General features: G+C 66.1%; 19 protein-coding genes. 9 read left to right on the top strand and 10 right to left on the bottom strand.

Annotated elements, in window-relative coordinates; translation table 11 throughout:
* Nucleotides 1–26: 26 nt before the first annotated feature.
* Nucleotides 27–446, bottom strand: coding sequence for a hypothetical protein (locus ACHFFR_RS02270; RefSeq protein ID WP_394262648.1), 420 nt, complete (start codon nt 444–446; stop codon nt 27–29).
* Nucleotides 443–1,324 carry an A/G-specific adenine glycosylase gene (locus ACHFFR_RS02265; protein ID WP_394262647.1) on the bottom strand — a complete coding sequence of 294 codons (882 nt, stop codon included), beginning with the start codon at nt 1,322–1,324 and terminating at the stop codon, nt 443–445. Before ACHFFR_RS02265 ends, ACHFFR_RS02270 begins: the two co-directional genes overlap by 4 nt.
* A gap of 658 nt (nt 1,325–1,982) precedes the next feature.
* On the opposite strand from ACHFFR_RS02265, the gene ACHFFR_RS02260 reads away from it, so the two are divergent.
* A complete protein-coding gene (locus tag ACHFFR_RS02260) occupies nt 1,983–2,642 on the top strand; it encodes a hypothetical protein (RefSeq protein ID WP_394262646.1) in 660 nt (219 codons plus the stop codon).
* A gap of 51 nt (nt 2,643–2,693) precedes the next feature.
* On the opposite strand, the gene radA is transcribed toward ACHFFR_RS02260, so the two are convergent.
* The 3 genes from radA to ACHFFR_RS02245 are packed head-to-tail and all read right to left on the bottom strand — an operon-like array spanning nt 2,694 to nt 6,169.
* On the bottom strand, nt 2,694–4,073 hold the full coding sequence (radA, locus tag ACHFFR_RS02255; protein WP_394262645.1) for a DNA repair protein RadA: 1,380 nt from the start codon (nt 4,071–4,073) through the stop codon (nt 2,694–2,696).
* Between the two features lie 9 nt (nt 4,074–4,082).
* Nucleotides 4,083–4,760 carry a potassium channel family protein gene (locus ACHFFR_RS02250; RefSeq protein ID WP_394262644.1) on the bottom strand — a complete coding sequence of 226 codons (678 nt, stop codon included), beginning with the start codon at nt 4,758–4,760 and terminating at the stop codon, nt 4,083–4,085.
* Between the two features lie 26 nt (nt 4,761–4,786).
* The gene (locus ACHFFR_RS02245; RefSeq protein ID WP_394262643.1) at nt 4,787–6,169 is read right to left on the bottom strand and encodes a TrkH family potassium uptake protein; all 1,383 of its coding nucleotides are present in this window, start codon (nt 6,167–6,169) and stop codon (nt 4,787–4,789) included.
* A 226-nt stretch (nt 6,170–6,395) separates the two neighbouring features.
* Here ACHFFR_RS02245 and ACHFFR_RS02240 point away from each other — a divergent pair, with 226 nt between their 5' ends.
* The 4 genes from ACHFFR_RS02240 (at nt 6,396) to ACHFFR_RS02225 (ending at nt 8,283) form a co-directional block, all read left to right on the top strand.
* On the top strand, nt 6,396–6,611 hold the full coding sequence (locus ACHFFR_RS02240) for a helix-turn-helix domain-containing protein (RefSeq protein ID WP_394262642.1): 216 nt from the start codon (nt 6,396–6,398) through the stop codon (nt 6,609–6,611).
* Between the two features lie 78 nt (nt 6,612–6,689).
* Nucleotides 6,690–6,788 carry a 30S ribosomal protein bS22 gene (locus ACHFFR_RS02235; protein WP_005504750.1) on the top strand — a complete coding sequence of 33 codons (99 nt, stop codon included), beginning with the start codon at nt 6,690–6,692 and terminating at the stop codon, nt 6,786–6,788.
* A gap of 343 nt (nt 6,789–7,131) precedes the next feature.
* On the top strand, nt 7,132–7,578 hold the full coding sequence (locus ACHFFR_RS02230) for a MarR family winged helix-turn-helix transcriptional regulator (protein WP_394262641.1): 447 nt from the start codon (nt 7,132–7,134) through the stop codon (nt 7,576–7,578).
* 42 nt (nt 7,579–7,620) lie between these two features.
* Nucleotides 7,621–8,283 (top strand): histidine phosphatase family protein, encoded by a 663-nt coding sequence (locus tag ACHFFR_RS02225; protein WP_394262640.1) that lies wholly within the window; start codon nt 7,621–7,623, stop codon nt 8,281–8,283.
* Nucleotides 8,284–8,322: 39 nt separating this feature from the next.
* Here ACHFFR_RS02225 and ACHFFR_RS02220 read toward each other — a convergent pair whose 3' ends face one another.
* The 4 genes from ACHFFR_RS02220 to ACHFFR_RS02205 all read right to left on the bottom strand — a co-directional run bounded on the left by ACHFFR_RS02220 (nt 8,323) and on the right by ACHFFR_RS02205 (nt 12,232).
* On the bottom strand, nt 8,323–8,766 hold the full coding sequence (locus ACHFFR_RS02220) for a PLD nuclease N-terminal domain-containing protein (protein WP_394262639.1): 444 nt from the start codon (nt 8,764–8,766) through the stop codon (nt 8,323–8,325).
* 331 nt (nt 8,767–9,097) lie between these two features.
* Nucleotides 9,098–9,973, bottom strand: a complete 876-nt coding sequence (locus ACHFFR_RS02215; protein WP_394262638.1) for a 1,4-dihydroxy-2-naphthoate polyprenyltransferase — start codon at nt 9,971–9,973, stop codon at nt 9,098–9,100.
* A 34-nt stretch (nt 9,974–10,007) separates the two neighbouring features.
* On the bottom strand, nt 10,008–11,237 hold the full coding sequence (locus ACHFFR_RS02210) for an AMP-binding protein (protein WP_394262637.1): 1,230 nt from the start codon (nt 11,235–11,237) through the stop codon (nt 10,008–10,010).
* Nucleotides 11,238–11,245: 8 nt separating this feature from the next.
* Nucleotides 11,246–12,232 (bottom strand): 1,4-dihydroxy-2-naphthoyl-CoA synthase, encoded by a 987-nt coding sequence (locus tag ACHFFR_RS02205; protein ID WP_394262636.1) that lies wholly within the window; start codon nt 12,230–12,232, stop codon nt 11,246–11,248.
* A 30-nt stretch (nt 12,233–12,262) separates the two neighbouring features.
* Between ACHFFR_RS02205 and ACHFFR_RS02200 the strand changes: the two genes are divergently transcribed.
* The 3 genes from ACHFFR_RS02200 to ACHFFR_RS02190 all read left to right on the top strand — a co-directional run bounded on the left by ACHFFR_RS02200 (nt 12,263) and on the right by ACHFFR_RS02190 (nt 16,485).
* Nucleotides 12,263–13,240 (top strand): o-succinylbenzoate synthase, encoded by a 978-nt coding sequence (locus ACHFFR_RS02200; RefSeq protein ID WP_394262635.1) that lies wholly within the window; start codon nt 12,263–12,265, stop codon nt 13,238–13,240.
* Between the two features lie 16 nt (nt 13,241–13,256).
* Nucleotides 13,257–14,864 (top strand): 2-succinyl-5-enolpyruvyl-6-hydroxy-3-cyclohexene-1-carboxylic-acid synthase, encoded by a 1,608-nt coding sequence (gene menD, locus ACHFFR_RS02195; RefSeq protein ID WP_394262634.1) that lies wholly within the window; start codon nt 13,257–13,259, stop codon nt 14,862–14,864.
* Between the two features lie 88 nt (nt 14,865–14,952).
* The gene (locus ACHFFR_RS02190; protein WP_394262633.1) at nt 14,953–16,485 is read left to right on the top strand and encodes a S1C family serine protease; all 1,533 of its coding nucleotides are present in this window, start codon (nt 14,953–14,955) and stop codon (nt 16,483–16,485) included.
* 32 nt (nt 16,486–16,517) lie between these two features.
* Here the strand turns inward: ACHFFR_RS02190 and ACHFFR_RS02185 are convergent, their stop codons facing one another.
* A complete protein-coding gene (locus ACHFFR_RS02185) occupies nt 16,518–17,780 on the bottom strand; it encodes an isochorismate synthase MenF (protein WP_394262632.1) in 1,263 nt (420 codons plus the stop codon).
* A 39-nt stretch (nt 17,781–17,819) separates the two neighbouring features.
* Here ACHFFR_RS02185 and ACHFFR_RS02180 point away from each other — a divergent pair, with 39 nt between their 5' ends.
* On the top strand, nt 17,820–18,518 hold the full coding sequence (locus tag ACHFFR_RS02180) for a demethylmenaquinone methyltransferase (protein ID WP_394262631.1): 699 nt from the start codon (nt 17,820–17,822) through the stop codon (nt 18,516–18,518).
* Nucleotides 18,519–18,619: the final 101 nt, after the last annotated feature.

The raw sequence follows: 18,619 nt of genomic DNA, 5'->3' as shown, positions 1-18,619 counted from the left end.
GCAGAGGCTACCCGGAACCAGGCTCGCTAGGAGTGCGCCCGCGGGTTCTGAATGAAGCCCGAGGCCATGACCATCGCGATCGGCGCCTGCAGGCCAACGAGCACGAGGATGACCGACGTAATGACGTCCGGTCCGCTCACGAACGACGCGATTCCACCAACGACGACGATCAGTCCCGCCACGATCGCGGCGCGCTGCAGCACCTTGACACTCGAGTGCGAGGCCTCGTCCGCTGAGACCGGCCGGCGCGAGGACAGCACGAGGTAGGCGGCCCCGATCAGGAGGGCGAGGCCCGCGCCGCCCGTGATGAGGATGGGGTAGATCGAAGCGTGAGCCTCGTCGAGGGTCATCTGGACCACCAGCCCGATGCCAAAGATCGTGACCGAGAGGAACGCCAAAATCGCGCCGACACGAGACAGGGTTAGCTTTGCGGAAGCGTCATTCATGGCCTAGATGCTATCGGAAGTTGAAAGAGATCTTCGTGTTGGACCACGAGGCCGTCGGTCAGCAGGCCATCGAGTGCCGGGGCGAAGCGCGCGAGCTCGAGGCCGGTGGCTGCCACGAGCTCGTCGTAGCGCGCGGGCGCCGTCCGCAGTTGTGCCATGATCGCGCCGCGGGCCTGCCGGTTGGTGCCTTCCCATTTTTGCGGACGCCGCCGCTCGGCGTGTTCGTCCGCCGGCCGCCCGGCTTGGAGCCACTCGCAGTGGTCGGCTAATGGGCAGGCCTCGCACAGCGGTGCACGCGCCGTGCAGACGAGGGCGCCGAACTCCATGATCGCACCGTTCCACAGGGCCGCGGCGTCGTCGTCGGCGGGCACGAAGCTCTCCGCACGCTCAACCTCGGCTCGGGTTTGGCTGGGGGCGGGCAGCGCGTCGCCGTGCCAGCGTGCGAGGACGCGGCGAATGTTCGTATCGAGCACCACGGATCGCTTGTTGAAGGCGAAGGCCATCACGGCGGCCGCGGTGTACGAGCCGACGCCGGGCAGCTCGAGAAGTTCTTCGTAGGTGGCGGGAAAGCCGTTCGGCCGCTCAGCGATGTCCTGCGCGGCTTCCTGCAGGCGCAGTGCGCGACGGGGATAGCCCATAGTTGACCACGCGATGAGGACCTCGGCGGGGGAGGCCTCGGCGAGGTCGGCAGGGGTGGGCCAGCGCTCCATCCACTCGCGCCACACGGGCTCGACGCGGGCCACGGGCGTTTGCTGGCTCATTATTTCGCACACGAGGATCGCCCACGGGTCGGTGGTTCGTCGCCACGGTAAATCGCGAGCGTGGGTGGAAAACCAGCGCGAGAGGAGCGTGAATGCGTGCGAGGGAGTAGGAGCCATCGCCCACACTATAGACGCTCGTGGGCGAGATCTCGCGGCGCGCGTCGCTCGCCACTCGGCCGAATCCGGTTACGGTATTGGCGTGGCTGACGACAAACCAAGGCGTACGCGCAAACCTGCGGGTTCCCGCGCGAATGATGGTGCCCGAAAAGTTCAGCCGCGGCCCCGCCGAGGCGAGGGCATTCGCGCGGGCTCAGGCGGCAGGACGCCGTCTGGCGAGAAGCGCCCCAGCCGGAAGCCCACTGCTCAGAATGGCACAGGTCAGCAGGGCACCGGCCGCAAAAGCGCCGCCCCGAGGACCGCGAGAGCTTCCGGCGCTGGTACGACTCGGTCTGCCCGGTCGGGTCAGGCTCGTACTAGCCAAGCCCGTTCAGACCAGGCCCGTTCAGGCCAGGCCCGCACACGCGATGGCCAGCCCCGCACTCGCGATGGTCAGCCCCGCAAGCGCCGGCCACAAGATGCGCGCGGACGTGCGGCAGCGGGCACACGCACGGATCGCGACGACAGGCGCTCCCGGACCGGCCGGCAGGGCGCTCGCGGCACGGCCGCCACGAAGCGCCCCACCAAGCAGACCAAGCCACTGACCGCCAAGGAGCGAGAAGAGGCAACGCGCAGGTCGCGCAGAATCAAGCTGATCGTTTTCGTGGTGGCGGCAGTCGTGCTCGCAATTGCGGCGATCCTCCTCGTTACGCGCTACGCGCTGTCGAAGATTGAGAACCACACGGCCCCGGTCAGCCCGGTCGAGCAGTACGCGCCCGTGGAGTGCAGCGCCGACATGCTATCCACGAGCGTCGACCGTCTCGGTTCGCAGGCCGGCCAGCCGATACAGTTCACCACGTCCATCACGAACACGGGCGAGCGCCCGTGCTATTTCGACGCCGCCGACCTCCGCCTGCACATCACCTCAGGCGATCAGATCATCTTCGACACCGCCACCTGCCAGGCCGGAATCGGCTCCAAAACCCTGCTATTGGATACCGAACTCACCACCAGCCAGCCGCTCCAGTGGAACGGCCTGAACACGGGCGCTGACTGTTCGGCGTCGTCGGCCGCGCAGCCGGGCACCTACGTGGGCCGCGTCTTCCTCGGCGGCGACGAGCTCCTCGAGAGCGGCATCGTTTTCGACCTCGCAGCCGCGCCGCCGCCCGAACCCGAGCCCACGGACGACGCTGAGGACACTGGCGACACTGATGACACTGGCGACAGCGGCGAACCTGCCGATGGCACGCCCGAAGAGGGCACAGACGCGCCTGCCACCGACGAGGGCGTCCAGGCACCCACCGAGGTTCAGTCGGGCGAACCCGAGGACACCGAATAGCTCACCCTGCTCGTTCACCAAGCCCGGCGAACAGCCATCAGTTCACAGCCATCAGTTCACATTCACCGGAAGGACTGACCGCGCGGCCGACTGAACGTCTGCAACGGCACGAACGCTCATGCCGTCTGGCACTTTGAGGTCATCACCCGTCACCGGCACAACCGCCGTGTGGAAACCGAGTCGTGCCGCTTCGTTGATCCGCCTCTGCAACCCGACCACGGGGCGTAGCTCGCCGGTGAGCGAGACCTCTCCAATCGCGATCACGCCGGGGGCCAGCGGCAGGTCGAGCGCCGCCGAGGCCAAGGCGAGCGCAATCGCCACGTCCACCGACGGCTCCGAGGCCTTCGCCCCGCCGACGGTGGAGACAAATACGTCATTGCGCTCAAACTCGATGCCCAGCCGGGACTGGAGGACGGCGAGCATCATGGCAACGCGCGAGCTATCCACCCCCGAGGTCGTTCGACGCGGGGGACCAGCGGCCGCTACGGACAGTGCCTGAACCTCGACGGGCATCGGGCGCCTTCCCTCGAGCGTCACCGTGACGCACGTGCCTGGAACCGTGAGGTTGCGCGCGGATAGGAACAGCCCGGATGGATCGGCCAGCCCGTGAATGCCCGAGTCCACCAGCTCGAAACAGCCCACCTCGTCCGTGGCACCGTAGCGGTTCTTCACCGCCCGCACGAGCCGCAACCGCGAGTGGCGATCGCCCTCGAACTGGCACACCACATCAACGAGGTGTTCGAGCACGCGCGGGCCGGCGATCGAGCCGTCCTTCGTCACGTGCCCCACCAACATCACCGGCAAGTCAGATGCTTTGGCCGTGTTGACCAGCGTGGACGTCACGGATCGTACCTGCGCCACGCCACCGGCGGCGCCATCAACCTGCGGATCCATGATCGTCTGCACGGAATCAACGATGAGCAGCGACGGCTTTGAATCGCCCACGTGGCCCAGGATCTTCGCTAGATCGGCCTCGGCGGTCAGCAACAAATGCTCGTGCAGGGCGCCGATGCGTTCCGCGCGTGAGCGCACCTGCGACGCCGACTCCTCACCCGTCACATAGAGGACGGGCGGCTTTCCGTTCTTCTTCGCTTCCTGCGCCGCCTTGGCCGCCACATCCAACAGCAGCGTGGACTTGCCGACGCCGGGTTCGCCGGCCATAAGAATCACGACGCCGGGCACGATGCCGCCGCCAAGCACGCGATCCAGCTCCGGCACACCCGTAGGAGCCTTGACTGACGCCTGCTGGGAGACCTCGGTGATGGGCTGGGCGGGTGAGCGCGGCGCGAGCGGCGCCACCTTCGACGGGCCGCTCGCAGCGGCCACTTCCTCCACGGTTCCCCACGCCTGACACTCTCCGCAGCGGCCGACCCACTTCATGGAGGTCCAGCCGCACTCGGAGCACCTGAATGCGTCCTGTTTCTTTGCCATGAAAACAGGCTAACTTAGCCGTCCGACATTTCTATTCGCGAAGTCTTCAAGGAGGGAGGATTCGCCTGAGACGATGAGGATGTCGCCAGAACTGATCGTCGTCTCCGGCGTCGCGTACTCAAACGGCTGGCCGGGTGACTTCAACCCGATGATCGTCACGCCGTACTTTTGCCGAACGTTCGACTCCGCCAGCGAGAAGCCCACCAAATCCTTGGGCGGAACCATCTTCACGATCGTGAAGCCGTCCTCCATGTCGATGTAGTCGAGCATGCGCCCCGAGAGCATGTGCGCAACGCGCTGACCGGCGTCGTACTCCGGATAGACCACGTGGTGGGCGCCAATCCGCTTCAAGATCGTGCCGTGCTCGATCGAGGTGGCCTTCGCCCAGATGTCCTTGATCCCAAGGTCCACGAGGTTTGCCGTGATGAGCACCGAGGCCTCGAGGGCTCCCACGCCCACAACCGCCACGTCGAAGTCCTCGGCGCCGAGCTGGTGAAGCGCCTCGGATGTGCGCGCGTCGGCCTCCACCACGGAGAAGCGGTGGGACCACTGCTGCGCCAGATCCGAGTTGACCTCGACGGCCAGCACGTCCTTATCCAAGCGGTCGAGCGTGGCCGCGATCGCCGAACCGAAGCGGCCCAACCCAATGACGAGGGTCGCGGTGTCCGTGTAAACCCTATGCGGCATGTTTACCCCTATCGTTGGTGGTGATTTTAGCCAATGATCGGTCGATCTTCTGGCAGTCTGACGACGCGCCGGCGCGAGCGCAGGGCGAGCGCCGCGGCGAAGGTCATGGTTCCCACGCGACCCAGGTACATCAGGACGACGAGGACGAGTTTCGCCGACGACGGCAGGTCGGGCGTGATGCCCGTGGACAGGCCGACCGTGGCGAAGGCCGAAATGACGTCGAACAGCACGCGCGAGAGGGGCTGATTCGAGACGCTCAATATGACGAGCGTGGCGAGCCCGACGAGGAACGCGCCGAGGAACGTGGCCGAAATGGCGAGCCGGTGCACGTCGGCGGGGATGCGCCTGCCGAACGCCTCGGTGTCCCGATCGCCTCGCGCCTCCGCAATAATCGCGAGGACGAGCACGGCAAACGTGGTCACCTTGATGCCGCCGCCCGTGCCTGCCGATCCGGCGCCGATGAACATGAGGACGTCCATGACGAACCACGTGCCCTCCGACATCGCCCCGATGTCCACCGTGGACAGGCCGGACGACCGCGGCGTGGTGCCCTGGAACAGCGAGGCGAGGACGCGCTCGTTCGTGTTCAAATCCCCGAAGGCGCCGTTCCACTCGAGCGCACCGATCGCGACCACGGCGATCACCCAGATCGAGAAGTACGTGACGAGGGTGAGCTTCGTGTGCAGTGACCAGCGCTTGGGCGAGCGCGGGTTGCGCGAGATGTTCAAGATGACGGGGAAGCCGATCGCGCCCGCCATTGTGCCAAGAATGATCGGCACCAAGATCGCCCAGCTTCCCACGAAACCGGTCAGGCCGGCGTCGGCGATCACGAATCCCGCGTTATTGAATGTCGACAGCGCCATGAAGATCGAGTGCCCCAGCGCCCCGAGGAACGTGTCCTCGCGCGCCATGATCGAGGGGAAGAGCGCGACGGCGATGAGGAGCTCGGCGGACAGCGAGGTGATGACGACGGCCTTGAGGAGCCCGCCGACGTCGCCGAGTTTCGACTTCGTCTCCGACGCCGCGAGCAAGCGCTGCGTGAGGCCGATGTGCCGGGAGACCGCGAGGCCGAGCAGCGAGGCGAGCGTCATGACGCCCAGGCCGCCGATCTGAAGGCCGATCGCGATGATCGCGTGCCCGAAGCCCGTCCAGTAGGTGGCCGAATCAACGATCGTCAGGCCAGTCACGCACACCGCCGACGTGGCGGTAAACAGCGCCTCGAGGAAGCTCGCACTTCCCGCGCCGGCCTTGGCAAACGGCATGAGCAGGAGGGACGTGATGATCAAGATGATGAAGGCGAAAACGATCATCGCAAGGCGCGCGGGGGAGTGGCGCGCGATGTGATCGATGCGGTCGCGCAGGCGGGGGCCGGCTGGTCCGGGCGTGCCGACGTGAGCTATGTGCGCCATGTGACCGCCTTTCCCTCGCTCAGTGTGCTTATCCAAGATTAGTCCTCGGGGGCCGAATCTGTACCGCCATCCGAGACGCGGGAGTGTGACGAAGTTATTTCGCGCGGAATTGTCCCGTTTATGGTGTTGAAGTTGGGGAAATCGGGTATGGTGTGAAACGAAGTGACGCCGACAGTTCTCGGCGGTGAATTTTTTACGCCCGATGGGGGATGCAAGGACGGTAAGGATGGCGCAGCTACCACCCTCGGCACCGCAGTTTTTCACGGTTGCCGAAGTCGCCGAATTAACTCGCGTATCGCGAATGACTGTGTACCGAATGGTCCACGCCGGTGAGTTGCCGGCAGTACGCGTTGGTAATTCGTACAGGGTGCCTAAGTCGGCTGTTGACAATCTACTCTCCGGCGAATCTGCCACCGACGCCCGCGAGGCGTTCGGGGCCTAATTTTGCCCTCGCCCGCTCTAGGGTAGTATTTTCTCGTTCACGTGGCTGAGCCACTGCCAATGCGATCGGAGGTAACCGATGGGTTCCGTTATTAAGAAGCGCCGCAAGCGGATGTCGAAGAAGAAGCACCGCAAGCTGCTGCGCAAGACGCGCCACCAGCGTCGCAACAAGAAGTAGATAGGTTTTCCCTGTCGGACCGGTTTCCATAAGGAAGCCGGTTTTTCTTCACGACGACGGTCGGCTCGCCTTGGCGCGTGTCGTGAAGCGCCTAGGGAGCATCGGGAAACGCCTAACACCGTGAAGTGCCCGTGAGCCACGTTTCGCCATGAGCGTTTAGTCACGGTTTCGCCCACCCGGCCAATGGTGCGAACTGGCGCGCTGTCGCGAAAAGGTGGGCGTATCGTCGTCGTCGATCAAAGCGGCGGATGCGGGCAATTCGGGCGGGGCTCTTTCTTTTGCGGGAAAGACTGTGACATACTCGGCTTGTTGAAGTTTCAATCAGGCACGCAGGGAGGCAGACGTGGTCGAATGGCTGAACGAGAAAGAGCAGACCGCCTGGAGATCATTCCTCACGGGTCAGGCTCTCGTTCTCGATGCGATCAATCATGACCTTGCCACGGATTCTGGCCTGACCCTCAACGAGTACGAGGTGCTCGTGCGTCTGTCCGAATCCCCGGACCGCCAGCTGCGCATGTCGCACCTTGCCGAGAACCTCGTGCATTCGCGCTCGCGGCTGACCCACACGGTCAAGCGGCTCGAGAAGGAGGGCTTTGTCCTGCGCGCCCCATGCCCGGACGACCGCCGAGGCATCATCTGCAAACTCACGGACGATGGCTTTGCCAAGCTCGAAAAGACAGCGCCGCAGCACGTTGAATCCGTGCGCCGCCACCTCATCTCGCACTTGGACGCCGAGGAGTTCTTGAAGTTCGGCCGCGTCCTGAAGAAGCTTATCGACGCGCAGGAGTAACCGGGTTCGGCTCGCGCCGCCCCGCATGGCACAATGTAGGCCATGGATATTACGACCGTTCACCTCGTCCGCCACGGAGAGGTTCATAACCCCGAGGCCGTTTTGTATGGTCGCAGGCCCGGCTACCACCTCTCGGATCTGGGCTACCGCATGGCAGATGGCCTGGGCGAGGCGTTTTCGGAGCACGACGTGCGCTACGTGATGTCCTCCCCGCTCGAACGGGCCGTTGAGACGGCGACGCCCACAGCCGAGGCGTTCGGACTCGAGATCGTCAAGGATGCACGACTCCTCGAAGCCGACAACAAGTTCGAGGGCGTGCCCGTCAATAAGAACCGGTGGATTTTGGCTCACCCGCGCTATTGGTCGTGGTACGCCAACCCGCTCGAGCCATCGTGGGGCGAGCCCTATGACGAGATTATCGAGCGCATGTCTCAAGCTATTGCACACGCCATCGACCACGCCCGCGGGGGAGAGGCAGTCCTGTTCTCCCACCAGCTCACAATCTGGTCGATGCGCCGCTTTGTTGAGCGCAAGCCCATCGCACACGATCCGCGCAGGCGCGAATGCTCGCTCGCGTCGGTCACGTCGCTGACCTTCGCCGACAAGCAGCTGCTGGCCTTGGATTACTGGGAGCCGGTCGGCTACCTCCTCGACGAGGCGTCGGACATGGTGCCGGGCACGTCATCAGCCGAGGCACACACCTAAACCACCTGCTGGATCAGCCGGCGGCCAGCTCACGCGGTCTTAGCGTGAACCGTACAGGCCGCCTTCGTCGAAGCGTTCGTCGTCGTTCTCGCCGTCGTCGTGCTCGGTCTCCTCGTCGTCCTCGAGAGGATCAAGGCCCTCTTCCTCGCGCATCCGCTGTTCGTACGCGCGGCGGCGATTGCGGGCTTCGAGGCGGGCGAGGAACTCCGGATCGTCGTCGGGAGCCACCGGGCCCGTGGGCTTCTTGGTGCGGCTGAACGGGTTCGCGCCGCTGCTGGGCATCTTGTAGTCCGATTTGAAGATGTACTGGTACTTAAAGAACAGCCAAATCAGTGCCCCAAGCACGGGCACGATGGCAATCAGCAACAACCACACGGGCTTACTGATACGCGCCGGCATCTTGGACGAATCCGTGCGGGCAGCGTCAATGAACGCGTAGATAATCAACGCGACGCCAATGATAATCGGTATTACTCGAGCCACGCGCCCCACCCTAGTTCAAATATTGCGCAATATAAATATGGTTCAGTCACAGCCGAATCCTCCTCGGGGCGGACGGACATAGCAGCATCGGAGCCGAGGTCTTCTCGCTGCGCCGGCCCGACGGCACGCAGCTGGGCATACAGATTGAGGATTACCCTCCGACCGTGCCGCACACCTGCCGCTTCTCACACCTGGCGGATCGTCCGCTCAAAAGCCTCGTGGAGTCCTACCTGCAGCCGGCAGGAACGCCACTCTTCGCCGATTTTGATGAGGGTTAAGGCGGCGCCTGGAAGGCGCGGCGAACAAGATCAGAACGGCGCGGCCAACAAGATCAGAACAGAGCGATCGCCGCGACGACGACGGCGCCGTAGGCCAACTCGAGCAGGCCGGTGTCGCGAAGTACGGGGATGAGGGCGCGGCCCTCGAGGCCGGACATGACGCGGCGGCTTAGCACAATCGCCCACACGGCCAGCGGAATCATGCCGATGCTTACCGGCCAGTGGCTGAAGCCAATCGCAACCCCGAAGACGATGGCGCCAGCGAGCATGAGCCCGTAGGAGATCCGCGCGCGTCGGTCACCTAAGCGCACGGCCAACGTGTTCTTGCCGGTCACGGAGTCGGTGGGGATGTCGCGAATGTTATTGATCATGAGCAGCGCGCAGGCGATCAGGCCCACGCCGGTGCCGCCGGCCCAGGCCTCCCACGGCGCGGTGCCGGTCTGCGTATAGGTGGTGCCGACTGTTGCCACGTAACCGAAGAAGACCATGACGAACACTTCGCCCAGCCCCATGTACCCGTACGGATTCTTGCCACCCGTGTAGAACCAAGCGGCCACGACGGCCGCGATACCCACCGCGATGAGCCACCACTGGCCAGACAGCGCCACGAGCGCGATGCCCGCGAGGCCGGCGAGGCCAAAGAACGCGAAGGCGGCGAACTTGACGACGTTCGGGGAGGTCTTGCCCCCGCCTGTCAGGCGTGGGGGACCGGTGCGCCATTCGTCCGTGCCGCGCACGCCATCCGAATAGTCGTTCGCGAAGTTCACGCCCACCTGAAGCAGGAGCGCCACGGCGCCTGCGAGAACCGCGCGGACCCACGAGAATCCGCCCTCCATGATCGCGATGCCCGATCCCACGAGCACGGGAGAGACCGCCGCTGGTAGCGTGCGCACGCGGGCGCCCTCAAGCCAGTCATTTAGGGTTGCCATTGCAGTCCTTTCAGCCGCCCTATCCTACCGCGAGCTAGAGCCCGAGGTGGTCGGCAACCATGTCGGATAGCTCTCGTCGATTGACCTTGCCTGAGTCGGTGTGCGGCAGTTCGCCGCCAAGGTCCGACAACCCCACGACGTACGTGGGCGCCCACCCCTCACCAAGGTCCAGCTTGACGTAGCTGCGCATGACGGTGACGTTGCAACTTTGCGCGTGGTTCGCGCGGTCGTCGATCACCGCGACCACGGCTTCTCCCCACTCCAGGTGCGGCACACCAACGACGACGGCGTCCCAGCCCGTCTTCGCCAGCGAGGCTTCGATGAGGCTCGGCATGACGGTCAGGCCGCCGGTGGTAATCGCGTCATCGATGCGGCCCAAGACCTCGAGGCGCCCGTCGGTAACGCGGCCGGCGTCCTGGGTGGCGTGGATCCGCGCGTTGGCATCGGCCCTAAAAGCCGGGTCGCCGCCAGCCCGAGTGCGATCGCCGAGGTACCCGAGAGCCACGGCGGTCCCGCGCAAGCTGATCCGACCGGCGTCGTCGAGGAGGATCTGCGTGTCACCGATCGGCAGGCCGTCGTAGACGCAGCCGCCGCAGGTTTCCGTCATGCCGTAGGACGTGTGGATCTCGATGCCGCCGGCCCGCGCGCGTTCGAGAGCCTCCGCGCTCACGCCCGCGCCACCCACGAGAAAAACCGCGCCGGAAAGGGCATCGAGGACGGGTGGGTTGTCGAGGATTCGGAGCAACTGGGTGGGAACGAGGGAGAAGTACACGCGCCCGGTGTGTGCAGCGTCCGATCCGGCTGCCGGCGCAAGTGCCTTGGCGAGCGCGCCTGCGTCGGAGAGGTCAAGGTAGGCCGGGCGGATCGAATCGTCGCCGGCCGTGATGCTCACGAGCGCCGTGCGAGCGACGGTCTGGAAGCCCGCGATGTGGTGGAGTGGCAACTCGGCCACCCACCGGCCCGGGCCGCCAAAGGCTTCGTGTGTGGCGGTGGCGGAGGCGACGAGCGATTCCCAGCTGATGGCAACGATCTTGCCGGTGCCGGTGGTCGAGCCAGAGGTCCGCATGAGGACGCCCGCCTCGGCAGGCACGCCGAGCTCGAGTGCTTCGGCGCTCGCGGCCTGCGCGTCGGTGCCGGGCGGCACAACAAAGAGTGGCGCTGGGTGCTCGCCTGCGAGATGCGCGCGCAACGCCGAGCGAACCGCCCGATCAACCCTGGCCAGCGCCTCGGGCCCGCGCCCGCCCTCCAGTACCTGAATATCCACGCCCACCCCTACGCGTAGAAGGGGAAGTCGTCCCAGTTGGGGGCGCGCTTTTCGAGGAAAGCGTCCCGGCCCTCTTGTGCCTCGTCGGTCATGTAGGCCAGACGCGTGGCTTCGCCGGCGAACACCTGCTGGCCAGCCAGACCGTCGTCGGCGAGGTTGAAGGCGAACTTCAGCATCCGCAGCGCCTGCGGGGATTTCGTGGCCATGATCTTGGCGTACTCGAGCGCCCGGTACTCAATCTCGGCGTGCGGCACGGCCTCGTTGACCACGCCCCAGCGCTCGGCGTCCTCGGCCGAGTACTCGCGCGCCAAGAAGAAGATTTCGCGCGCCCGCTTGTCTCCCACCTGGCGCGCAAGGAGCGCCGCGCCGTATCCGGCGTCGAACGAGCCGACGTTCGCGTCCACCTGCATGAACCGCGCGTGTTCGATCGAGGCGAGCGAGAGGTCGCACACCACGTTGAGCGAGTGCCCTCCGCCGGTGGCCCAGCCGGTCACGGCCGCAACGAAGATCATGCCCGAGGTGCGCATGAGACGCTGAACCTCAAGAATGTGGAGTCGGCCGGCCCGCGACGTCTCGGCCCGCGTAGCCGCATTCGCCTCGGCGTCGTCGCCACCGCCGTCGTACTTGTAGCCGTCCCGCCCGCGAATCCGCTGGTCGCCACCCGAGCAAAACGCCCAGCCGCCGTCCTTCTCGCTCGGGCCGTTGCCCGTCAGGATCACCGTGCCGATTTCGCCCGACAGGCGCGCGTGATCGATCGCCTTGTAGAGCTGGTCTACGGTCTCGGGCCGGAACGCGTTGCGTACGTGCGCCCGATTGAACGCGATGCGCACCACCGGCAGGTCGCGCTCGGCGATCACCGCCTCGCCGTTGTACTTGCGCTCAACGGCGCGATGGTACGTGATGTCAGAATCCGGGAAGCCGTCGATTGACCGCCAGCGGCGCGGATCGAACGTCTCGGAAACCTTGGCGGGCAGGGCACTAGTCGCATGTGTCATAACCCCATTGTGCCAGCGTATTGTGGAGGGGTGAAGATTTACGTCTACCGGCTGAGGTTCAAGAACCGCTTCCGCCGCCTGGTCGAACGCGACGGCCTGCTCCTCGAGGGCGAGGCGGGCTGGGGCGAGGCCTCGCCGTTTTGGGATTACGACGACGCCGTCGCGGCCACCTGGCTCGCCGCCGGTGTCGAGGCGGCACAGCGGGGATATCCCGAGCGGGTGCGTGATTCGATTCCCGTCAACGAGACGATTCCGGCCGTCGGCCCCGTCACCGCCTACGGGCTCGCGGCCGATTCCAACTGCCAGACGTTCAAGGTGAAGATTGCCGACCACCCCGACTCCCTGGCCGAAGATCTGTCCCGGCTCGAGGCCGTGCGCAGCGCGCAGCCCGATGCGAAGATCCGCGTGGATGCGAACGCGGCGTGGGACGTGGCGACGGCGGTCTCGCACATCCGGCAGATGGAGGCGGCAGCCGGCGGGCTCGAGTACGTTGAGCAGCCGTGCCGGTCGGTGGAGGATATGGCCGCCGTGCGCCGGAAGGTTGACGTGCCCATCGCCGCCGACGAGTCAATCAGGCTCGACCACGCCTTCGAGGAGATCACGCGCGCCGGGGCGGCGGACGTGGCCGTGCTCAAGAACCAACCGCTTGGCGGCGTGCGTGCGGCGCTAGAGACGTGCGAGAGGCTCGCGATGCCCATCGTCGTGTCCTCCGCCGTCGAAAGCTCGGTGGGATTGCGGGCCGGGCTCGCGCTCGCGGCATCCCTTCCCGAGTTGCCGCACGCCTGTGGGCTTGCCACCTCGAGGCTGTTCGAGCGCGACGTCGTGGCCGATCCACTCACGCCAACGGGCGGCGAGATCGCAATCCGCGATATCGTTCCGGAATACTCCGCACCGGTCAGCGAGGACCTGATGACCCGCTGGCACCTGCGCCTCGACGCGATGTGGGAGCTTGCCGCGAACCGCGGTGACGTGAGCGGAGATTTCGAATTCATGGGGGGACTATGTTGATGGGAGAGCGGTGCTGATGGAAGGCTCGACGCGCGTCGCGCGCGCAGTGATCGCCGAGCTGGTCAAGGCCGGCGTGAGCACGTTCGTGCTGTGCCCGGGCTCGCGATCGGCCCCGCTTGCCTACGCGCTTGGCGACGCCGCAGACGCCGGCGTCATCACGCTGCACATCGAAACCGACGAGCGCGTGGCGGGCTTTATCGCACTCGGCTCGGGAGTCGCGGGCAAGCCCGCAGCTGTTGTGACGACGTCGGGATCCGCGGTTGCGAACCTGCATCCAGCCGTCGAGGAGGCCAACTACGCGGGCGTGCCCCTCATCGTCCTCGCCGCCGACCGCCCGCATGAGAGGCGCGGCGTGCGCGCCTCGCAGACCGCCGACCACCGCGCCGTGCTCGACGGGTCGGTCCGTTTCGTCACGGACATCCCCGCCGATGCGCCCGAGGTGCGCGGTCAGGTTGTCCGAGCGGTGCGCAAGGCGACGGGCGCCGAGCCCGGACCCGCGCTTATCAACGTGGCCTTCCGCGAGCCGCTCGTGCCAGGCCACACCTGGAGCAGCGCCGCGGCCGACTGCGCGCCGGATCAGCCCGAGCCCGGGCGCCACCCCGTCGTCGTGTCTGGCCCCTCAGTTCGGTCGCAGTTAGCCGCGCACACTCATCTGCGCGAGCACCTGCGCGAGCGTGTGCCGCGCCTTGCCGATGTGCCGATCCTCGCCGAACCGACCGGCGAGCTGCGCGCCCACCCGAACGCGGTCAGTGCCCACCCCTACCTCCTGCGCACGCCGCTTCGGGCCCGCATCGATTCGGTGATCGTGCTTGGTCACCCCACCCTCACGCGCGACGTCTCGGCGATCCTCGCCGACCCGGCCGTCGCCGTCTTCGCCGTGGATGAGGGGGCCGGGTACACCGACGCCGCCGGCACCGCGCACGTCACCACCCTCGACGAGGTCAACGAACTGCTGGCCCAGGCCGACCCTCAGTGGCTCCAGGACTGGCGAGATGCCAGCGCGCTCGCGGACGCGGCCATCGAGGGCGAGATCGGCGCGGAGCTCACGTTCCCAACCATCGCGCGCGCACTGACGGCCTCACCCGTGCCCACCCAGCTCGCGGCCTCCTCGATCATCCGCGAGGTCAACCTCTACGGCGGCGTGCCCGCCGGCCCGCTCTTTGCCAACCGCGGGCTCGCGGGTATCGACGGCACGATCTCCACGGCAATAGGCACGTCGATCGCGCTGGGGGAGCCCGTGCGCGTCGTCGTCGGAGACCTCGCCTTCATCCACGATCTCGGTGCGCTCGTGCGTGGGGCGGGGCAGACGATCCCGGGCCTCGACGTCGTCGTGATCGATGATCACGGCGGCTCACTGTTTGCCACGCTCGAATATGGGGCAGGCCCCGAGGCCGCCTACGACCGGGCGTTCCGCACTGAAAAGGAGCTGGACGTCGAGGCGCTCGCCCGCGCGCTCGGCGTGGAGTTCCTCGCGCCCGCGAACCTCGCGGAGTTCACCGAGGCGCTCGCGACCGTCGGCGGGGTTCGAATCGTGTACGTGGATCTTGGCCGCACGGCCATGGCCGACGAGCGCGCGGCGCGGCGGGACCTCGCAGACGCGATCGTGCGCGCACTTGTGCCCTGAGTAAAAAATTCGCGTGAAATTTCAACTGCACCGGCGCATGCCCTTAGATTAGACACGGTAGCGCAGGGCTATGTGGAGGGAGGAAGTCATGGATAACCACGACGACGAACGGGCACTGGGCCCCGGAGGCTCATCTGGGACCGCTGGCAATTCCTCGCCGGACAGCGCGCGCCGCGACTCCGCGCCGACCGAGCGCCTTGCCTACCCGAACAACTTCCCCTTCGGCGAGCGCCCATCGGGCGCGCCGCACGGCGGCCATGCGCCGAGTCAGCCGACGCAGTCGCGCTTCAGCCCGCGCCACGAGAGCCCGGCCCACCAGGCCACGCCTCACGAGATCCCGGGCCACGAGACCCGTCCGGTCGTGCACTCGCCGGCGGTGGCTCCCACGCCAATGAATAACTCGGGCCAGAACGTCTACGGCTCGACCCCGGTGAACCAGTCGCAGGGGCAGGTGCCAACGGGGGACTTCCCGTGGTCGCGCTGGGAGCAGGCTCAGGCATCCAAGCCTCAGAAGAAGAAGCGCAAGGGCCCGGGCTGGGCCGCGCTCATCGCCGTCGGCCTCATTTCGGCGCTGCTGGGCGGCGTACTCGGCGTCGGCGTCATGAACGCGCGCTGGTTCAACTCGCGACCTGCCGCCGCGCCGACTACCTTCACCTCCGGCACCACCGAACTCGTCGAGACCGACGGCGCGGCACCGGACTGGGCCGTCGTCGCGGATGCCGTGGGCGGCTCCGTGGTGGCCATCGACGTCTCGCTTCAGGGCGGTGCGTCTGCCGGATCCGGTTTTGTGATCGACGATCAGGGCCACATCATCACGAACGACCACGTGGTTGACGGCGCGACGGGCGTGTACGTGACGCTCCACGACGGTCGCGTCTACGACGCCGATATCGTGGGCACCGACGAATCGACCGACCTCGCCGTCATCAAGCTCATCTCTCCGCCGGATAACCTCACGGTGGCGCGCTTTGGCGATTCCTCCCAGGTCGTCGTCGGCGATCCGGTTGCCGCGATCGGAAACCCGCTCGGGCTCTCCTCCACGATGACCACCGGCATCGTCTCCGCGCTCGATCGGCCAGTTCAGACCATCAAGGAAAGCGCGAACGCAGATCCGACGCGCGTCATTACGAACGCCATTCAGATCGACGCGGCCGTCAACCCCGGAAACTCGGGAGGGCCGGTCTTCGACGAGAGCGGTCAGGTCATCGGCGTGGCCTCCTCCATCGCATCGCTGGGCGAGGAGGGGCAGGTCGGCTCGATCGGGCTTGGCTTCGCTATCCCGGCGAACCTCGCGCAGCGGGTGGCGGGCGAGCTCATCGAGAACGGCGTGGCAGAGCACGCGTACTTGGGCGTGTCCATCATCGACGGAATCGGTCAGGCCGACGGCACGGCCTGGACGGGCGCGGAAGTGCGGGTCGTGGATCCGAACACCCCGGCCGATATGGCGGGGTTGAAGGTGGGCGACGTCGTGCTTCAGGTCAACGGGCGAGACGTCTCCTCGGCGCTTGCCCTCACCGGGTACGTCCGGCAGTTCGCCTCCGGCGAGGTCATCACGCTCCTGATCATCCGCAACGGCGAGTTGCTCGAGGTCGACGTGACGCTCGCGACGCGCGCTGACTAAACCTCTGCGCTGACTAAACTCTACGCCGAGCCCTAAGCCTCTGCGCCGAGCGCGCCAAGAATCGGCGCGAACTTGGCCACGGTCTCGGTGTATTCGCCGTCCGGATCGGAGGTCGCGAGGATGCCGCCACCGGCCCAGGCCGTTGCCCGGTTGCCCTCGATGCGCGCGCAGCGCAGAGCCACGCACCACTGGCCACCGCGCGCGTCCATCCATCCCACGGGCGCGCCGTAGCGATCCCGATCAATGCCCTCGACCTGCGAGATAATCTCCAGCGCCTGCAGCGTGGGCGTGCCGCCAAGCGCGGCGGTCGGATGCAATGCGCCGGCCACCTGAAGGGCTGTCGCGTCAAACTCGAGATCCGCGCGCACATTCGTGGCCAGATGGACGACGTTGGGCAGCTCAAGCACGAACGTGTCATCCACGTGAAGCGTGGCGATCTTCTCCAGTTCCGTCACCACCGACTCCACGGAGAGGCGGTGTTCGGCCACGTCCTTCTCGGAGGCCTGTAGCTTCCCGGCGTCGTCATCGCCGCCGCGGGGGAGCGTGCCCGCCAGCACCTGAACGTGAACCGACCGGTCCGTCGTCGCGGCCAATAGCTCCGGAGTCGCGCCCACGAGCCCGTCCACGGCGAACGTCCACGTCTGCGGATAGGCCTGCGCCAGGCGCTCGATGACGTAGCGCTCGTCGATCGGCTCGTCCGTGGTCACAGTGAGTTCCCGCGCGAGCACGACCTTGTCGGCCTCACCCGCGTCGATGCGTTCTTGAATAGCGACGACGGCGGCCCGGTGCGCGTCGGCGTCGGCCGGCTTGACGTGAGCGGCGCCGTGGCCGGGATACTCAACTTGGGAGGGCCGCAGTGCGGCGTCGACGAGCTCGCGTGCGTCGGGATCCAGCGTGTCGAACACGTCACGATCGGCGGGGCCAATGAATGTGATCCATCCGCGCTCGCCGTCCCAGCCCACCACGACCTGCGGGATGATCAAGGCGGACCCAGCGTGCGAATCGGACGCAAAACTGAAGGAGCCGACGCAGACCAGTCCGGTGCCGCGCCCGCGCATGTCGTCGCGAATCTCGGCCTCCGCCAACACCTCTGTCCACCACTGCGAAGCCAGCGCAAACCGCGTGTTTGCGCCATCTGGCCCGTGGTCATAGCGCGCCGCTTGGCCGGCTGCGACAAAGCCCTTGCCCTCGCGCATCCAGACGATTGACCCCTGCTCCGTGCGCAGAAGCGAGGTCAAAATCGGAGCGTGCGGGAGCTCGGTAGTCTGGGCACGTAAATGTGGAATCTCGAACACGAGTATCGATGTTACGTCGCAATTTGATTAAATGCAGGTATGGATAGAGCCACCCTAGAGAAGAACCCCCGCGACGTCGCCAGTATGTTCGACGGCGTTTCGAACAAATATGACATCACCAATGGAATCCTGACCGGCGGTCTTATTAAAGTTTGGCGCTCTGCAACCCGCGAGGCGATCGCGCCCCGCCCCGGTCTAAAAGTGCTCGATATCGCAGCCGGCACGGGCTCGTCCGCAGCCTCCTACGCGAAGTACGGCGCCGACGTCATTGCCTCCGATTTTTCCGAAGGAATGATCAAGAAGGGCCGCCTGCGCTACCCCGATCTGGAATTCGTTCAGGCCGACGCGATGAACCTCCCGTTCGCGGATAACACGTTTGACGTGACCACCATTTCCTACGGCATTCGTAACGTGAAGGATCCGGACATGGCGCTGAGCGAAATGTTCCGGGTGACCAAGCCCGGCGGCCGCCTCGTCATCGCCGAGTTCTCGCGCCCGAAGAACCGCCTGTTCCGCACCGCCTACCATTTCTACCTCCAGGACTTCATGCCGCTCGTGGCCTCACTGTTCTCCTCGAACGCCGCCGCCTACGGTTACCTGTTCGAGTCGATTGAGACGTGGCCGGCACAGGAGGAGTTCGCCGGGCACCTGCGCGAGGCCGGCTGGACCAACGTCGAATACCGAAATCTCACCAACGGAGTGGTCGCACTTCACCGGGCGGAAAAGCCCTCCACCTAATCACCTCGCGCTCCTAATTCGGAAAGAAAAGTATTGCGTAAATAGGTTCGTGACAATTTCGTATGCCCGGCGAAGGTGCGTAGACTATTGGGCGGAATGGC

Source organism: Trueperella sp. (genome assembly GCF_043424875.1).
Lineage (GTDB): Bacteria > Actinomycetota > Actinomycetes > Actinomycetales > Actinomycetaceae > Trueperella.
The sequence above is the reverse complement of the archived record's forward strand: the minus strand, read 5'-3'. Positions and strand labels throughout refer to the sequence as shown.